The 17,903-nt window shown below is 49.1% G+C and carries 15 protein-coding genes and 1 tRNA gene; 11 read left to right on the top strand and 5 right to left on the bottom strand.

Annotated elements, in window-relative coordinates:
• Positions 1–552 precede the first annotated feature (552 nt).
• The 5 genes from ACTRXD_RS13670 (at position 553) to ACTRXD_RS13650 (ending at position 5,866) form a co-directional block, all read left to right on the top strand.
• Positions 553–2,913, top strand: coding sequence for a bifunctional DNA primase/polymerase (locus tag ACTRXD_RS13670; RefSeq protein WP_442432343.1), 2,361 nt, complete (start codon positions 553–555; stop codon positions 2,911–2,913).
• 232 nt (positions 2,914–3,145) lie between these two features.
• A complete protein-coding gene (locus ACTRXD_RS13665; protein ID WP_442432342.1) occupies positions 3,146–3,958 on the top strand; it encodes a hypothetical protein in 813 nt (270 codons plus the stop codon).
• Positions 3,958–4,551 carry a recombinase family protein gene (locus tag ACTRXD_RS13660; RefSeq protein ID WP_442432341.1) on the top strand — a complete coding sequence of 198 codons (594 nt, stop codon included), beginning with the start codon at positions 3,958–3,960 and terminating at the stop codon, positions 4,549–4,551. The genes ACTRXD_RS13665 and ACTRXD_RS13660 overlap by 1 nt, the downstream gene beginning before the upstream one ends.
• Positions 4,532–4,738: a helix-turn-helix domain-containing protein gene (locus tag ACTRXD_RS13655; protein ID WP_442432340.1), complete on the top strand. Its 207-nt coding sequence runs from the start codon at positions 4,532–4,534 to the stop codon at positions 4,736–4,738. Before ACTRXD_RS13660 ends, ACTRXD_RS13655 begins: the two co-directional genes overlap by 20 nt.
• A 48-nt stretch (positions 4,739–4,786) precedes the next feature.
• Positions 4,787–5,866, top strand: coding sequence for a tyrosine-type recombinase/integrase (locus ACTRXD_RS13650; RefSeq protein ID WP_442432339.1), 1,080 nt, complete (start codon positions 4,787–4,789; stop codon positions 5,864–5,866).
• A 5-nt stretch (positions 5,867–5,871) separates the two neighbouring features.
• On the opposite strand, the gene ACTRXD_RS13645 is transcribed toward ACTRXD_RS13650, so the two are convergent.
• Positions 5,872–5,948 (bottom strand) — tRNA-Arg (locus ACTRXD_RS13645).
• A gap of 304 nt (positions 5,949–6,252) precedes the next feature.
• Positions 6,253–6,513 carry a tyrosine-type recombinase/integrase gene (locus tag ACTRXD_RS13640; RefSeq protein ID WP_442432390.1) on the bottom strand — a complete coding sequence of 87 codons (261 nt, stop codon included), beginning with the start codon at positions 6,511–6,513 and terminating at the stop codon, positions 6,253–6,255.
• Between the two features lie 155 nt (positions 6,514–6,668).
• Between ACTRXD_RS13640 and ACTRXD_RS13635 the strand changes: the two genes are divergently transcribed.
• The 6 genes from ACTRXD_RS13635 (at position 6,669) to ACTRXD_RS13610 (ending at position 13,961) form a co-directional block, all read left to right on the top strand.
• Positions 6,669–7,028, top strand: coding sequence for an STAS domain-containing protein (locus tag ACTRXD_RS13635; protein WP_442432338.1), 360 nt, complete (start codon positions 6,669–6,671; stop codon positions 7,026–7,028).
• Positions 7,029–7,576: 548 nt separating this feature from the next.
• Positions 7,577–8,596 (top strand): PA0069 family radical SAM protein, encoded by a 1,020-nt coding sequence (locus tag ACTRXD_RS13630; RefSeq protein WP_442432337.1) that lies wholly within the window; start codon positions 7,577–7,579, stop codon positions 8,594–8,596.
• Positions 8,597–8,911: 315 nt separating this feature from the next.
• A complete protein-coding gene (locus ACTRXD_RS13625) occupies positions 8,912–10,144 on the top strand; it encodes a tetratricopeptide repeat protein (protein ID WP_442432336.1) in 1,233 nt (410 codons plus the stop codon).
• Positions 10,145–11,186: 1,042 nt separating this feature from the next.
• Positions 11,187–12,365 carry an SGNH/GDSL hydrolase family protein gene (locus ACTRXD_RS13620; protein ID WP_442432335.1) on the top strand — a complete coding sequence of 393 codons (1,179 nt, stop codon included), beginning with the start codon at positions 11,187–11,189 and terminating at the stop codon, positions 12,363–12,365.
• A gap of 336 nt (positions 12,366–12,701) precedes the next feature.
• Positions 12,702–13,559, top strand: a complete 858-nt coding sequence (locus ACTRXD_RS13615; protein ID WP_442432334.1) for a hypothetical protein — start codon at positions 12,702–12,704, stop codon at positions 13,557–13,559.
• Positions 13,560–13,571: 12 nt separating this feature from the next.
• Complete coding sequence (locus ACTRXD_RS13610; protein ID WP_442432333.1) at positions 13,572–13,961, top strand: hypothetical protein; 390 nt, start codon at positions 13,572–13,574, stop codon at positions 13,959–13,961.
• Between the two features lie 34 nt (positions 13,962–13,995).
• Here the strand turns inward: ACTRXD_RS13610 and ACTRXD_RS13605 are convergent, their stop codons facing one another.
• Genes ACTRXD_RS13605 through ACTRXD_RS13595 form a run of 3 tightly spaced genes read right to left on the bottom strand, consistent with a single transcriptional unit; the run spans position 13,996 to position 17,271 of the window.
• Positions 13,996–14,592, bottom strand: coding sequence for a VOC family protein (locus ACTRXD_RS13605; protein WP_442432332.1), 597 nt, complete (start codon positions 14,590–14,592; stop codon positions 13,996–13,998).
• Between the two features lie 15 nt (positions 14,593–14,607).
• Positions 14,608–16,128, bottom strand: coding sequence for an L-piperidine-6-carboxylate dehydrogenase (gene amaB / locus ACTRXD_RS13600; protein WP_442432331.1), 1,521 nt, complete (start codon positions 16,126–16,128; stop codon positions 14,608–14,610).
• 36 nt (positions 16,129–16,164) lie between these two features.
• Positions 16,165–17,271 carry a saccharopine dehydrogenase C-terminal domain-containing protein gene (locus ACTRXD_RS13595; protein WP_442432330.1) on the bottom strand — a complete coding sequence of 369 codons (1,107 nt, stop codon included), beginning with the start codon at positions 17,269–17,271 and terminating at the stop codon, positions 16,165–16,167.
• Positions 17,272–17,903: the final 632 nt, after the last annotated feature.

The following is a 17,903-nucleotide window of genomic DNA, read 5'->3' as shown; positions in this document are numbered from 1 at the left end:
ATCTTCTGGATTGGGAGGATCTAATTCATAAACTTTCCATTTTCCCTGAAGACCTTCAAAGAGGGAAAAAATCGGTTTTCCAGATTCAACCCACCGTTTATATTCACGCCCGTATTCTCGATTCCTCCGTACGCATTCTCGGTGGAAAAGATATAACTTCCTCGCCCATTTCTGCTCATCCTTCTTACTCGCTCTAGCCATTCCGCAAAATAAGGGGAATCCCCTTATCTCCCATAGGAAAACCTTTTTGCAGGGATTACGTTGTAGTCAAGTCCTTAGTAGAAGGTAAAACCTTAAAAAAAGCAAGGGAGATTCAGATGAAAAAACAAATGCAGCAGAAGAACAAACCGGAATCACTCAAGGGCCTGTGCCCTTATTGCTTGAAGGGAATTGAGGTGCACATGGATGTTAAGAATCGGCCCTACTGGCGATGTTGGCGTTGCGAGATCCGTTCCTTTGGAACGCAAACAGCTCTGAATAAACTTTGTCGAACAAAATGGATCGCACCAACACACAATCCACAAGGCACTTCAAGGAAGAGAAAATAATATCATGAACACCCCTACTTCTTCACCGGCTCATCTTCTTAAATCTGCTTTATCCTATGCCAATCGAGGGTGGCTCGTTCTGCCTCTCCTCCCACAAGGGAAAATTCCGTTGGGAAAACTTGTTCCTCGTGGGCTTCACGATGCTACCACTGATATCAACATCATCAAACAATGGTGGACACAAGAACCTCATGCCAATGTGGGAATTCGAACCGGAAAAATTTCAGGCCTGGTGGTACTCGATATCGACCCCCGGCATGAGGGAGATGACCATCTAACCGAATTAGAAGCTCAACACGGCAAATTATCAGAAACGGTGGAAGTGCTTACCGGTGGTGGCGGACGTCACCTGTACTTTCAATATCCGGATGTGGAAACCCATCTAAAAAATGCGACGAATTTCCTTGGTTGGCGTGGGATCGATATCCGGGCTGATGGCGGTTATGTGGTGGCTCCTCCAAGCCTTCATTCCAGTGGCAGGGAATACCAGTGGGAGGTTTCTTCGCATCCGGACGATATCCCCTTAGCTCCCCTTCCGCACATTTTTCGCTCGACGTTATCTGAAAAACAAATCGCTGCAAACCAAGCAGCAACATCCCCTCACGCTCCCCAAAAAATTATTAAGGAAGGAGAACGCAATGCCTCCCTCACGCGATTAGCGGGGGCGATGCGCCATCGGGGAATGAGTAAGGAAAGTATCGTCGCGGCATTGCTCCAAGAAAACCAGGCCCGATGTCTTCCGCCATTATCAGACCAAGAGGTCAAACAAATCGGATCAAGCATCTCCCGATACTCTCCCAAAGCGCCCTATTCCACAGATTCTAGCCATTTATCTTCTAACGAAAAATCGAATTGGGGATCTGGTAATGCTCAGCTTTCTCGTGTTCTTCAACTAATCGAGGAGCGCAGAATCGTTTTCTTTCATGACCAGTTTCATACGGGTTTTGCCCACCTGCCAACTCAGAATCACCATGCAACCCATCCACTTCGGAGCCGTTTATTTCGTCGCTGGCTAGCCTATCAAATCTGGCAGACTGAAAAAACGGCCCCTTCCTCCGACACCATGGAACGAACCATCACCATTTTGGAAGCCCGAGCCATTCATGAAGGTGAACAACGGACCCTCTGGAATCGCGTCGCCAGATTCCAGGGGGATATTTGGTATGACCTCGGGCAAGGAGCGGTCCGCATTGGGTCAGGACATTGGGAATTCGTCCCCGACCCTCCAATTTTATTTTATCGATATTCCCATCAACGGCCTCAGGTACCTCCTACTTTGGGCGGTTCAATTGCCGACTTGGTGCCGTCGCTCCATATTTCCAGGGATCCGGAAACCATGGACTCAACTGCTTTGCTTTTCATTGTCTATCTGGTGACATTGATCATTCCCGATATCCCACACCCCATTTTGGCCGTTCAGGGGGAACAAGGCAGCGGAAAGACTACGCTGTTTAAAGTAATTCGGGAACTCGTTGATCCCAGCGCCATCCCGATACTGGGTCCACAGGACAGCCTACGAGAATTTATCCAACTAGCCAGCCATCATTGGTTGGTTTGGCTAGATAATTTGACGAAGCTCCCGGAATGGATGAGCGATGCCATGTGTCGGTGTGTCACCGGGGAAGGTTTTTCCAAACGAGAACTCTTCTCGGATGATGAAGATATTCTGTATAGCTTCAGACGATGTCAGGGGTTTAATGGCATTAACCTCATCGCCAACAAACCAGATTTATTAGACCGGGCGCTTATTTTCTCCCTTGAGCGCATCCCGGATTCCCACCGCCAGACGGAAGCCGAATTCTGGGACCATTTCTTTCTTCATCGCCCAGCCTACCTGGGGTCGTTATTCACGATCCTAAGCCATGCCATGGCGTGTCTGGAGACCATTTCTCCTGGACAGTATCCCCGGATGGCTGATTTTGCACGATGGGGAGAAGCGATTACCGTTGCTCTCAATCTTCCCCCTGAACGGTTTCGAAATGCCTGGGCACAGAATCAACGGATGCAAACACAGGAGACCCTTGAAGCCAGCCCTATCGCCCAAGTGCTCGTGAAATTGATGGAGTCGGATGAGGTCTGGAACGGCTCACCCCAACAATTGTTGGAACGACTCAATGCCCTGGCCCCAGAGGTGGGAGTAGATACGAAAAGTTCACTCTGGCCAAAGGATATCCGTTGGGTCTGGCGAAGAATGAAGGAAATCCGTCCAAGTCTGGCCGCGCATGGCATACATTCATCACGGAAGAGGGAAGGAGACCAAACCCGGATTCAATTAGTAAAAAAAATTTCCCAAAATGATTGCAATGTTTCCGTGTCCTCTAACCCGTGCCATCAACAGGATTTTTTTCCGGAAAGACCGGAATGAATGTCATCAAGTTGTTGACGAAAAAGCCCATTGAATCCCTTGAGGAAAACAAACAGGGAATCATCGACAACATATTTTCTGCCTTTTCAGCTTTCTCATGTGGAAGGGTAAAGAAACATCCAAGGGAACCCTCTCAGAGGGTGTCCAAAAACATCTAGGAAGGATAGTGACACCCGAAATCAGCGTAACCCGGACATAGACCATACAGACCAGGAAAGGAATAGAAAAGCGTATGAATACTCTGGAACCGAATCAACCAATTATGAACACTTCTCCGAAAGAAAACCTTCGGCAAGCCCTACGGTTTGTGGAAGCCGGCCATTCTCTGATAGAAGCCGAATCCCTGTTTGGATTCTCCAGAAGAGACCTCGAGCACCATCTCATCCAAGCCAAAACCCGGCAGGCACTGATCCGACAGCATCTCCAATCCCGCCCTCGGTTAACGTCCGTACTGCGCTACCCCGAGCGGGGGCCGTGGGGAATTTCCAATTATTTTGGAAACTGCCCCGGTTATCTGGTGGTGGATTTATTGGATTACTTAAAACCAAAATCTCTATTCGACCCTATGGAAGGATCGGGAACCGCAGGAGATGTCTGCTTTGATTTTGAGGTGGACTATTGCGGGGGAGATTTACAACTAGGATTTGATCTCCTCAGCTCTCCTCTCCCCAACCGAGATTTTGACTTGATCTTTTGGCATCCCCCTTATTGGCCCGGCCACAAATATTCAACTCATCCAAACGATCTTTCTTCAGCTAAGAATATCAACCAATTTTTGCTGGCCCTTCATGCCGCGTTTACCCGTTTGATTGATTGTCTCGCTCCAGGAGGACATCTTGCCCTTCTTATCGGGGATGGCCGGAAACAAGGGAAGTTTTATTCCATACACAACGAAATCATCCAATGGAATCTCTTGCGCCTCGAAGTGGTCCTTATTAAGGAAGGGGACCATCAGCGCAGGGCGCAATTCTTTCGTTACGGCCCGACCCCTTTTATTCCTACCTTGCATGAATATTTGTTGATCTTCCAAAAGGAGAACACCTGATGCAAGTGGCCTTATATGCACGTGTAAGTACCGGGAGCCAAGATACTGAGGTTCAACTAGAAGCCCTTCGGCAGCATTGCGAGCAGCGGGGATTCACGATTGTGGAGGAATTTATTGATCATGGGGTGTCGGGTGCAAAAGAAAAACGTCCCAGCTTAGATCGCCTGAATAAGACCGCCTGGCATGGACAGTTTCAAGCGGTTCTGGTCTGGCGGTTTGATCGGTTTGCCCGTTCGGTTAAACATCTGCTCTCCGCATTAGAAAATTTCCGATCTTTGAATGTCCATTTTATTTCGCTCCAGGAACAATTCGATACCTCCACGCCATTTGGCCACGCCATGTTTACCATTATCGGCGCGATGGCCCAACTTGAACGGGATATTATTCGCGATCGCGTCAAGGCCGGATTAGACCGAGCCAGAGCCCGTGGGCTTCGGTTAGGCCGACCGCCCGTCGCAAAAAATATTTCTTATATTGTCTTTTTGCATCGGGAAGGCCTGTCTATTCCGGCCATCGCTCGAAAGTTGAAGTGTAGTCGGTCCACCATTCGCCGTCGTCTTCGAGAGGGCCAGCATGAAACAACCCAGCTATAGTCCTGTGGAATCCCGATTGATATCAGAACAGGAAGCCGCTCAGTATCTTGGCATCTCCTATTGGACGATTCGCAATCTCCGGTTTCGGGGAGAACTCCCTTCCATAAAAATTCATCGCCGGATTCTCATTGATCGGCAAGACCTGGATGCCTACATTTCCAGACTCAAAAAGGTGGAGGGGCCTTGACTTTTGGACTCAATGGAGCGATCCATCAAGGAGTCAGGGAGATGAACCATGGGAAGGGTCTACCAAAGAGGGCACACGTGGTGGATACAATATTACCACCAGGGACAATTGTTTAGGGAAAGTAGCCGTTCCCCTCAAAAATCAGTTGCGACGGCGTTCTTAAAAAAACGGGAAGGTGAAGTCGTCGATGGCCGGTTACCAAATTTACAGGCTGATCGAACCACGTTTGAGGATCTGACCAACCTACTGATCCAAGATTACCGCAATAATGGCCGGAAAACCCTCACCCGAGTCGAACAACTCGTCAATCATCTCAAGGAATCCTTTGCCAAGTTTCGAGCCCACGATATAACGAGCCCTCACCTTTCGAGATATATCGAAAGACGACAACAGGAAAAAGCCGCCCCTGCCACTATAAATCGTGAATTGGCCGCTCTCAAACGCATGTTTAATTTAGCAATCAAACAAACCCCACCTCTCGTAAAGCCATATACCATCCCCCACATCCCGAAACTCAAGGAAAACAATATTCGGACCGGGTTTTTTACGCATGAAGAGTATCAGTTACTCCGGGGCCGTTTATCCGATTACCTCAAAATTCCCTTCATCATTGCCTATTGGACGGGAATGCGATCAGGAGAGATTCTTGGTCTTCAATGGGATCACGTTGATCTCGAAAAGGGATGGATCCGATTAGACCCCGGTACCACCAAAAATGGAGAGGGACGAATCATTCCCTTGGCTAATGAGGTCACCCATGGTCTCAAGCAATGGTGGCGAGAATCCCGCCTGAAATACCCTTATTGCCCGTGGGTGTGCCATTACAGGGGAACCTGGTTACGGAGAATACCCAAGAGAACATGGAAAGAGGCCTGTGACAAGGCCCATATGCCAGAGAAACTGTTTCATGACTTACGAAGGACAGGCGTTCGAAACCTCATCCGGTCCGGCATTTCTGAACGAGTGGCTATGGATATTTCTGGCCATCGAACCCGATCCGTCTTCGACCGCTACAATATTGTGAGTGAGGCAGACCTGGTTCAGGCTAAGGACAAATTGAACATCTTGAGCACAATTTCGAGCACAATGGGGAAGGAGAAGGAGGGAGAGATCGCCGTAAGTTGTTGAAAAGATGGTGCCCCCGACACGAATTGAACGTGCGGCCCGCGGTTTAGGAAACCGCTGCTCTATCCGACTGAGCTACGGGGGCATCCTTTATATACAACATGTTACAGTTTCCTTCAAGAAAGGTAAACTGCAGATGTTATTTGCGTGTTAAGTTTTGCAGATGCCTTCGGCAAATCCTCTTCGTTTACGTTGTTGTACCGATTATACATCTTTTCCGATTTCTGACCCACAATCTTCTGTCACCGTACTTCCCTTGCTCTCCTGAGAATCGTAGCAGCACAACGTCTCAGGTCATGAAATCGAAAGTTCTAAATCCCGGCATCCTCTAAAGCAGTCTTAAATTCCTTTTAACCGAACCCAGGCTCCGGTCATTATACAAAAATACCTTAGTTGCTTAATAGACTCCTCACCTTAAATAAATCTGTCAGAGCTTGTCGGACATTGACCATCAACCGCATCAGGCAAGACTCCCTGTTTTTGATATCCCTCTCCGACAAGGTGAAAAATCTTCTTTGCAGATCAACCTGTTCCCAAGTCAGATTGAAAATCTCTCCCAACTGCATTCCCAGATGATAGGTAATAAGGAGAATGGGTTTCAGTCGAGGACCAGCCTGCTCATAGTAGTTTGTTAGTCGACAAGTGACAATTGTTAAGATCGTATTTCAGATATCGGCATCACGGTTTGTTGTTTGATGCAATCATCCAGTTTGGCGATATCCAATATGCCCGCTGCTTCCATCCATGAGGTGTCTTTTCTCAAAAAACTCTTCACTCTCTTCTCTTTGTTGCCGATAAACCTCTCATGCAGGACTTCGATAGTTCCAAACACCCTACCACTAGAGTATTGACTCTTTCTGGACACCTGGATTCCCTTCAAACCTTGAGACTTGAAGCAATTATTGAGGAGGCTCAACAAGGAACCTGCCGCCACGTCATCCTCAATCTTTCCAAAGTGGCCACAATGGACCTGGGCGGAGTAGGCAACCTTTTTACGTGGTACCACGCTTTGCAAATCAACCAGGTGCGGCTCAGTATCGTGGCCCCGTCCCCCATGGTTCGCAATACGATGGAATCTCTCCATTTGACGGACCTCATTTCGATCTATTCGTCCATTCCTGAAGCGATCAGTCATCATCCTGCCCCCGATTCAGTTTCTTCCTAACTTCTTCCCGGGCATCGGCATTATTGTTTACTGTCTAATCCATTTGTCCAGTTTCAGGTAATCAAACTTCAGAAGCCTTTCCATTTTGATATGGGGAATCTTCCGCTGACAGACCCACTTATAGAGGGGCGTTGGGTGGGAGTGGGGCTGAGTTTTCTGGAAAAGGGGATTCCCTCTCAAGATTCTTAATACCCAGAATCAAGTATTAATTAGATGTTAGAAAGAGAGACAATTGTGGGTGAAGCAGGATGAACGTTGGTGAAGTGGAACATGAAGAGTAATCAGTGTTTATGCAGGTGGGAAAAGGGGATTGCCGTTTTTTTCAATTACTTCGACAATCCCCCTTTGAGTGTTTCGGAAAATGCTGTTTTATCCGACTGAGCTACGGGAGCAACGAGCCTGGTTTTTACGAGCAATGGCTTTCATTTTCGATCCTGATAGAATGTTTATATTTTACCAGAATGTTCAAATGGTACCCAGCAGATGTGAAAGGGTACCCTCTTTACCTAGCGAGAACAAAGAGGACCCAGCGTATTTTTTAGTTTGACATGAAACCGATCTCCAATCCCAAAAATCCCTTTTCTCCGGAAGTCCGCGAGCGCCTGGAGACGCCTCCACCCGTGACCCCGGACATCTACGAAGAAACGGTGAAGACCATCCTCAGCCACAATACCAGCCCCGACCTCCCCTTTCGATGGAGCGTGAATCCCTATCGGGGGTGCTTTCATGCCTGCGCCTATTGCTATGCCCGCCCCACCCACGAATACTGGGGTTTTGGATCCGGAACGGACTTTGAATCCAAGCTGGTCGTCAAGGTCAATGCTCCTGCGAAACTTCAGGAATCATTGCTCAAACGATCCTGGCAAGGGGAATTGATTGTCTTTTCCGGCAATACCGATCCCTATCAACCCCTGGAAGCCACCTACAAACTGACCAGATCCTGTTTACAAGTCTGTGCAGAATTTCATAATCCGGTTGGACTCATCTCCAAATCCGCCCTAATCGTGCGAGACATTGATGTATTGCAAGAACTGCGAAACAAAGCATGGGTGCGCGTCTTTTTGAGTATTCCGTTTGCCTCAGATGACATTGCCCGGAAAGTTGAACCGCAAGCCCCCTCAATTACAAAACGGTTTGAGACCTTAGAACAGTTGTCCAAAGCCGGCATTTCAACCGCGGTCTCGATTGCCCCCGTCATTCCCGGATTAAATGAACACGACATTCCACAGATTTTATCGCGAGCGCGCGATGCCGGAGCCCAACATGCTGCCTATATCCTGCTGCGTCTCAACGATAACGTGGAACAGGTATTTATTGAACGAATGACGCATCATTTTCCCGATCGAATCCAGAAAATCCTCGCCCACCTCAAAGAAGTTCGAGGAGGACAAGTTGGGGATCGAACGTTTTTCAAACGCCATGTTGGGGAGGGGAAAACATGGAATGTCATCGAGCAACTATTCGACACTTCATCAAGGAAACTTGGATTTCAGGATATTCCCGACACACCTATTCCTGCTACGTTTCGACGGCCAGGACCCACGCAACTCTCTCTGTGGGAGTTTTGAAAAAGGCCACCAGCGGCGTTCTCGCCCCTCGGCCTGGCTCTCGTACTCCTCCGTACGTTCCGCCAAACCAAGGAGCTGCGGCCTTGCTGGATAAGCCTTTTTGAATATTTTCGATTTTTTTCAAATGGCTTTAGATCACCCGCATGTGGGTGTAAATAGGACCTATTTCAATGTTTACACAGACTCTCCGTAGAGGATCCTCCCTCATAACCCCAACGGGAAACAGACAGTTTGGCAAGACCCTGAGTCCTTCAGTACAATCCACCTCTGACAATTCATCTTGCTCATTCAGAACCAAAGGACACACCCTATCTCATGATTCTTTCTTTTCGGCCCTCACATATCTTGCGGTATCTGACCCTTACCCTGCTCATCATTACCCTCATCGGGTGCAGCGAAGACAAATCGCCTTGGCAACTCCACACTGACCAAGGCACGACCTTGATGGAACAGGGAAAGTTCCCGGAAGCTGAACAGGAACTGAAGGCTGCGCTTGAACTGGCAGAACAGTTCGAAGGCCAGGACCCTCGTCACATCCAGTCCATCACCAATCTGGCGATTCTGCACAATGCGAAAGGAGAGCCCGAACAGGCTGAAACCCTCCTTCTGAAAGCTGTAGCCATTCATGAAGAAGGGCCAAATCCTCAGACAGCCGAGTTAGCAGCAAGCCTCAGTAATCTTGGCGCGCTGTATGTCACCCAACAGAAGTTCGACCAGGCTCAAGCCTCATTTGAACGAGCCTTGGCGGTTCGGGAACAGGCGCTAGGTCCTGATAACCCTGAAGTTATCCGTGACCTGGAAAATCTCGCAGCACTGTTTGTCCGGCAAGCCCACTATGCCCAGGCGGAACCCTATCTGAAACGGGTTCTCGCCAGCCGGGAAAGAACCACAGGACCGGAGGCACCTGAACTTATTGAACCACTCAATAATCTTGCGCTCCTCCATCGAGCCCAGGAACAGTATGACCAGGCAGAGTCGTTATTACTCCGGGCTTTAGCCATCAAAGAAAAGCAAATTGGCCCCACCAATCCCCATCTCCTCGGCAGCTTGAATAATCTCGCGCTTCTCTATAGTTCTGCTAAGCAATTTTCACAAGCGACGCCTGTGTTGGAACGAATGCTGACTATTAGCGAAGAGGGATTTGGCAAGGACCACCCCCGGGTTGCCATCATCCTCAATCAATTAGGAGAAATCCATAGACTACAGGACCAACCTGAGCAAGCCATCCCCTTAATCCAACGCGCCATTGTCATTATTGAACAGGCTGAAGGGCCCGAACATTCAAGCTTGAGCGGCCCTCTCAATAATTTAGCGTTACTGTATGTCACCACAGGACAATATGATAAAGCCGATCCCTTGTTTCAACGGACCATCACTCTCACGGAACAGACCATGGGGAAAGATCATTTTCGTGTGGAACGAGCGCTTAGAAATTACGCCACCCTTTTGCGAAAAATAGGTCGAACCGAGGACGCCGTCACGCAGGAAACGAGGGCCAATGCCATTCACGAAAAAAATAATCCTACACTGACATCTTCTCCGGGGTAGGAGCTATCGTCGATACATCCGTGGAAGGCATGTTCTCACATCACGGACTCCGGTCCTCGCTTAGGCAACCTTCATAATGTTGTGGCCCAGGTCGCATTGAGATCTCGGGACACACGTTCTCATTCTCCTGACACAAGGCCCAATTCTGCTAGAACAGGATCATTCCCTCTACCATTATCTCGTTTACCATCCTCTGTCTGGCCTATAGGCCGGATACTCGCTTGAGCCTATTAGCATCTCATACCTTGAAACCCGGTTACCCCCGCATGGCTGCCGCCAAGACATCCCGCCATCAAGATCCCTTGAATAACCAGTTAAACCGCTTCGCTTTTAAATTCATGACTAACTTTCCATCGGTCCTCCCTCCTTCATGAGACACCACCTACCCCTTTGAAACCAATTCGAGTTCGTAGGCTTAATCAGAGAGGCTCACTGTCCACATTCGCCATAAAGGGGTAGATCCGTCATCCTTTTTCAACGCCACATCCCAAGTCCTGGAATACTCTATTTGCTGCGGAAATGTGATCACCAGCATACGAAGATATCTTGAAACTCAATCTCATTTCACAAGATCCTCTTCTTTCACTCAATTACAAGATTGTCCGGAAATTCACTTCCCATTGCTTGTGAAAGAGGAGGATCGCTCAACATTATTTCATTTAAGCTGAACGTGTAAAAAACCGATCTGAACCTAGAGAGGACAAACTTGCCGTAGTCGAGGACGTCCATGGCACTTGAGAAAATTTGATTCTGCTTATTATTCAATATGAATAGGTCAATCACTTTCCCTGGCATTGCCGGTTAATGGGGTGGAAGTCGTCGCTTTGGTCAAAATCGATCATCCGACATTTCATGAAAAATGTTTCTTCTCCCATTCGTCAGAAACGAAAACCGTTGTAACGGTTTCCGTGGAGTTTGGATCACTTTGGAATATGCCCGTGATCAATACCCGGAGGACTTATCATTTAGTACGGGGGATGTTTTCCCGCTGCAAGGAACAAATGAAGAAGGCCGATGACGTGATAGAGGAGGATGACTTACGGTGAGCAATAAAAATTTCAATTACTTCGGGAAAATTGGCCTGTTAATTCTGATAGGTGTCTTTGGAGGTTTCCTGATTGCGGAAGCCGGTCTTCGTCTATTGGACATATCCTATCCGGTCTTTCACGGGTTTGACCCTGAAAGAGGACGAGTTCTTGAACCGGGAATGGAAGGGTGGTTTCATGGTGAGGGAAACGCCTACATCAAAATTAACTCAGCCGGATTTCGGGATGTCGAACATCCACTTCAAAAGCCAAAAAACACATACCGGATTTTGCTCCTGGGAGACTCCTATACGGAGGCAAGGCAGGTCATGCTGGAAGACACCTTCGGGAGAAAAGTCGAACAACAGCTCCGATCATGTGAGCGATTACTCCCCCACAATGTGGAAATTATTAATTTTGGTGTTCCAGGGTATGGAAATGCTGAAGAATTAATCACCCTACGCTCCCGTGGTTGGGACTATGACCCGGACCTTGTGCTCACCATGTTTTTCAGCGGGAATGATCTCATCGACAATTTTCCCCGCGCGGAGCTGCGCGAACCAGAGTACATCCCTCGTCCATACTTTCATCTTGATCAGGGAGAATTGAAGCTGGTGTACAATTTCCAAGAGTGGTCTCCACCGCTTCTCAAATATCAACTTCTTCTTTGGGGAGTACATCACTTTCGTACTTTGGAATTACTCAACCAAGCCAAGCGGGTGCTGGCGGCACGGCAAATCGGGGAGAGTCAGGAACAGGGATCTAGCCATGGAGGATTGGCAGACTTTGTGTATGCCCCACCCCAGACACCGATCCATCGTGAGGCATGGGACATTACCGAAGCCATTCTGAAATTAATGCATCAGGAAGTGCTTGAGCATGGAGCCAATTTTTTTCTGGTCACTGCTACAAGCCCTGATCAAATCGACCAGGAAGGTAGGCTATTGTTGCAGGAGCGCCTTGCTACCCAAAAACTAGATTATCCGGAGCAACGACTTCGAGCACTTGGCCAATCCGAAGGCTTTCCCGTGCTCAATCTGCTGTATGATTTTCAGCGGCATGCGAACCAATATCACGTACATCTTCACGGATTCCCGAATACGAAACTTGGGGCTGGGCATTGGAATGAACAAGGTCACGATTTAGCTGCCCAATTAATATCCGAACGGATATGTCAGGATCCTTCCATACTATAAAGACATCATGGTCTCAGGATACCCTGTAGCTGAAATCCAGTGGATAAGGTACTACCAATCAATCACCACATCACTCCCAGAGACCTCCTGCTCCCTTTTCCTTATCTGCGGGTCGGTTGCGACTGTGCATATGAAGGGATTGTCCCAAGAAATTCGGTTCGAAACATAATCAGAACCATATTCTATAGCCTCCAGCCCTCCAACATATTTTCGCCCTGAGGAGAAAGGTGAATTTCTCTTGACACTTTTTTCCCAATCACCTATGGTGGCCCTCAACGCATACATCTTCCGATTACCTATGGAGCCTCTTCTCGGGATCAATCCACTACAGGAAGGATGATGACAGGCTACACTTCGCTCTCCCGCTTGCGTTCCATTACAATTGTTTTCAGTACGATGGTCCTGCTCGCCTTCACGCAAGGCTGTACGACGAACCTCAAAGCCATTCAAGATTTTGCCAGTCTGTCCGCAGAATCTGCTCAGTACACGACCCTGGTTGATGACTACCTGGGTTTTCCCCAGCGGCAAAAACGCTATCAACCCCCAAGTCGCCATGCCCATCTTGATGCCATAGCGCAGGACCGTGCCACACAGAAAACGTCTTTACTCCTCCGCCAATCAATTATCGAGACATACATGAAATCCCTGGGGCGTCTCGCGGCTGATGAAGTGGTTGATAACACCGAAGAACTGGCGCAACTCTCGGCTGCCTTAGAGTCTCAGGGCCCCACCACTCCAAAAGAGGCAGAAGCGTTTAAGAAAATAGCCGGCATCGTGACCACTGTGGCGGTGAAACGATGGCGACAAGATCAACTTCAGAGTCTTATCGAACAAGCCAACACGCCTATTCAAGAGGTACTCGAATCCTTACACCACATCGTGTCAGACGGATTTGGCGGAGATTTTCAAACTGAGGAAGCCGCCATCCAAAATTATTACATGACTCTGACCATGGAATCCCAAGATCCCGCAGGGAAAGCCGCGTTAGCCGAATGGAAAGACCTCAGAATGTCCCAGGTACACGAACGTTCTGAAGCCGTTCAGATATACGGGAAAGTTTTGGACCAAATTTCTGATGGGCACCAACGACTTTTTGACCAACGTCAGAATTTGACAAAGAAAGAGGTACTACAACAGGTTGGGAAATCCGTCAAAGACCTCCGGTCATTACTGGAAACCATTAAAAAACTGTAAGCGAGGACTGTGATGCCTTTGAGCGCTGAAGACGCTTTTGAATTATCCAAACAATTCCGTGATCTTGGCATTAACCTTGGAAATTACCGGTTTGCCAATTGGAACAATCTGACCCCGACACAACGACGTGACTTGGAAGACGAGGAATGGTCGCTGTTGAACTCCTCTTCGGACATGACCACGAAAGCCGTGGGGTTGGCTTTGGAAGAATCAGAAATCAATGCCCAAAGCATTAAAAGGTCGGTAGGCAAAGCTAAGCGGGCGATCAAGAAATTAGAAAAAGTCGGTGAAGTAATCAAAGTTGCTACCGCCACGGTCGGCCTTGCTGCAGCAATCGTGGCTAAAGACCCAGGCGCCATTGCTAAAAACGCCAAACTTGTCCTGGAAGCTGCCGACGTGTAGGTCGCCCGGTCTTTCCCGTCTTCATATGCAGCCGTCACCGGGCCACAGTCGATTGCATGAGACTATTGGCTTGCGGCGGAGAAAATCCTTGAAACCCCCGATGACGCTCAGTCAGTTCTAAGACTGAAAACGCATGACCGTTCACTTGCTCGGGCACGGTAAAAATCTGCCGAAGATCTCCTCCCCGTTCCCCCACAATCTGTCCCGCAAACTGCACCCCTTTGGCGGTCAACCGTTCCATACTGGTTTCAATCTCCGCCACGCGCACGGCAATATGATGCAGGGTGCGATCCCCGAATTGCTTGACCCATCCGGGAATAATACTCGTCTTTCCCCGTTCATCCGCATACGCCTGATCAATAAATAAGGCGGGACATCCGGGTGCCCGGTAGACCTTGGCCCACCAGTCGTCATACTCCAACGTTTCAGAATAGGCATATCCCAATAACAGAAATTCCTCGGCCCGTGGATCAATCGACGACGTGCGCACGGTGATATGATCCACAAGCGGGAACAGCCCGATTCCAATCTCCTCCAACGCATCTTTGACAATCGCCGCCGCATGGTTTTTGGCAGCATATTCGTGAATGTATCGCGTAATCACCTGTTCGAGTTCGGAACCCTGATTCATTGCTCTCCTCCCTGGTTAGTCCACAGAAAATGTGATTCCTTGCGCCAGCGGCAGCTCCGTTCCCCAATTAATCGTATTGGTTTGCCGACGCATATACGCTTTCCAGGCATCAGAACCGGCCTCTCGCCCCCCGCCTGTTTCTTTCTCTCCGCCAAAGGCGCCTCCAATTTCCGCCCCCGAGGTGCCGATATTCACATTCGCAATCCCACAGTCGCTCCCTTGCCCCGACAAAAACTGCTCGGCATGCCGCACATGTAAGGTAAACAATGAGGACGACAACCCTTGTGGCGCTTGATTTTGAAGGGCAATCGCGTCGTCCAGGGTGGCATACGGCATGACATACAAAATCGGCCCAAATGTCTCCCGTTGCACCACCTTCCATTGATTCTCAGCACGTACGATCGTCGGCTCGACAAAAAACCCGGGACCCTCAATCACACCCCCACCACAGAGAATCTGTCCACCATCCTGTACCACTTCCTCAAGAGCAATTCGAAATTCCTCCAAAGCCCGCTCATCAATCAGCGGCCCCATCAACACCCCTTCATCCAACGGATTACCCACCCGGATTTGTTGATAGGCCCGGAGCAGACGTTCCACGACCTCCTCATACCGTGTCTCCTGCACAAACAACCGGCGGGTGGTCGTGCATCGCTGCCCGGCAGTGCCAACAGCTCCAAAAACAATGGCAGGTATGGTCAGATCCAAGTCCGCCGTTTCATCGACAATCACGGCATTGTTCCCGCTAAGCTCCAACAGGCTACGCCCTAGTCGTTGTCCCACGACTTTCGCAACCTTTTTCCCCACGGGCACAGAACCGGTAAATGAAATCAATGGCAAGCGTTCGTCAGCCACCATCGTCTGCGCCAATTCAACCTGGTCCGTAATGAACACGGAAAAAATCCCCGGAACACCTTGTTCCTCCATCACCTGGTTACAGACATGCTGAACGGCTAAAGCACAGAGTGCGGCCTTGGGGGAAGGTTTCCACACCACCGTATCGCCGGCGATGGCGGCCAGAAAGGCATTCCACGCCCATACGGCAACAGGAAAATTAAAGGCTGTGATCACCCCCACCACTCCGAGGGGATGCCACTGTTCGTACATCCGGTGTTGTGGCCGTTCGGAGTGCATGGACAGACCATACAACATGCGGGATTGCCCCACCGCAAAATCCGCCATATCGATCATCTCCTGCACTTCCCCGTCACCCTCAGCCTTAATCTTTCCTACCTCCATCGACACCAGGGACCCCAGCGCATCTTTTTTTGCGCGTAGGGCGTCACCGATCAACCGCACCACCTCCCCGCGCTTCGGAGCGGGAACCTGCCGCCACTCCCGATAAGCACGTTGCGATTCCTGAAGGAGGGCATCGTAATCCTCCCCGGAGCACCGGTTCACTTGAGCTAGAACCTGTCCCGTCGCGGGATTCACCGAATCCAGAAGGCCCTCGGTGGTCGTCGACATCCAACGCCCCTGGCCGGAACACGCGCCGGCATTTACCGCTTTTAACCCCAGTTCATGGAAGACATCCATCACGCGCTCCATTTCCTTTGACACACCATAGGACCATCACGAACACGAATCATCCGGTTGAAAATACCGCCCGAACCGGTTATCCAGGATTGAGGGCAGATCAAACGTCTCTTGGGTCACAAATCCCCGATACGTCCCTGAACGATTACAGACCAGGTCGACCACACTGCACATCCCGGCTGCCGTCGTCACCTGAATCGCAGACCACAATTTACCGGCAATCGTCTGCGGATAGATTTTCTGTACAAAATTTTCCTCATAGAGCTCTCCTTTTCGAAGACCCGTCACCGACGTATAGATCAGGACTACATCCTGCAAGGTCTTCGGCACGGCCTTTTCCAAAATACGCTTCAAGGTCTCACGATCATCATTGAGTTTAAGGTCATTCATCAACAGATGAATTTTTTCACAATGGCCGGGATAGCGCAGAGTCTTATAATTCATTGTCCTGACCTTGCCCGCATACGTATCCGCCAACGTACCCAGCCCACCCGAGGTATTAAAGGCCTCATATAACAATCCATCAATGGAAATGGTTTCGTATCCTTCGAGAGGCAACAACGGCACTTCCTGGCTATTCTCAATCCCATAGCACGTATTGCCGTATTCATTAATCAAGCCGTCCGTCGACCACGTCAGCGAATATTTCAACACATTGCTGGGATTCACCGGCAACGCCCCAACCCGCATTTTCACAATATCCACAGTCTCAAACCGGGTCATGAGTTCATGCGCGACAATGCTGATAAATCCCGGCGCCAACCCGCATTGCGGCACAAATGCCGAGGACGCTCCCTCACTCACCTCACGAATCTTCCTTGTAACTTCCACATCCTCGGTTAAATCAAAATAATGCGCCCCACACGCGCGAGCTTGCTCTCCGACCGACTGGTTGCAAAAATACGGGAGACAGGAAATAATGCCTTCCGGCCCGACATTATCGATAAACCGACCCAGGGCCTTAGCATCCTGGACATCGACAGATGACACCTGGAAATGGTCATGGGCGATTTCCTCCTTCATCCTGGCAACCACTTCCGGATCGACGTCTCCCAGCACCACTTCAAAGTCTCCACACTCCACCAGTAATGTGGCAATCAGCGATCCGATTTTGCCCCCACCAAGAATACACATTTTACCCATAGACATCCCTTTCTCAGAAAATCTTGCCTTCTTTTCTATTTTACTCCTTTTTGGCAGTCATGGTAGTGGCCTGAGGCTGATTAAAAATTTTTGTTTCCATCGTCTGTGATTCACGGATAAAACTGGAACATGTGGTTAGCCCATACAGCCCTTCGGAGTCTGGACAATCAGGCTACCCATATTCTTCTTCTGCCGCTCTTCATCAATCTGTATCAATTGCCACGGCAATTTAAGTAAGGTGGGAGGAGCACAATGGTGTCCAATAGATCTCCTGACGACTACCAGAAGGTTATCCTGAGAAGCCCGTTTTACAGTCTTTTCTCTACTCAACGTTTGCGATGGTCTGCATGAAAATAGTTATACATTAGCACCTAACTACATGTTTTACCCTATATCCTCTGTATGACATCTTGCTCTAAGATTTACCACTTTACTCATCAATAATTTTTTTGAACGAAAAATTGCACAACAAATTTCGCTAAACTTTCTCAGAAAATAACGCAGCCAATTTAGATGATTGAAGGAAAATACAGGGCCCATTCACCGGGAAGACCCATTTTTTCATAGATTTTTTTCCGAACCTGCATACCTACCGTGGCATTTGATCACAAAGCCAATAGTTAGGTGTGCAT

The sequence above is a fragment of the Nitrospira sp. T9 genome (assembly GCF_052156535.1).
In the GTDB taxonomy this organism is placed as follows: domain Bacteria; phylum Nitrospirota; class Nitrospiria; order Nitrospirales; family UBA8639; genus Nitrospira_E.
The sequence above is the reverse complement of the archived record's forward strand: the minus strand, read 5'-3'. Positions and strand labels throughout refer to the sequence as shown.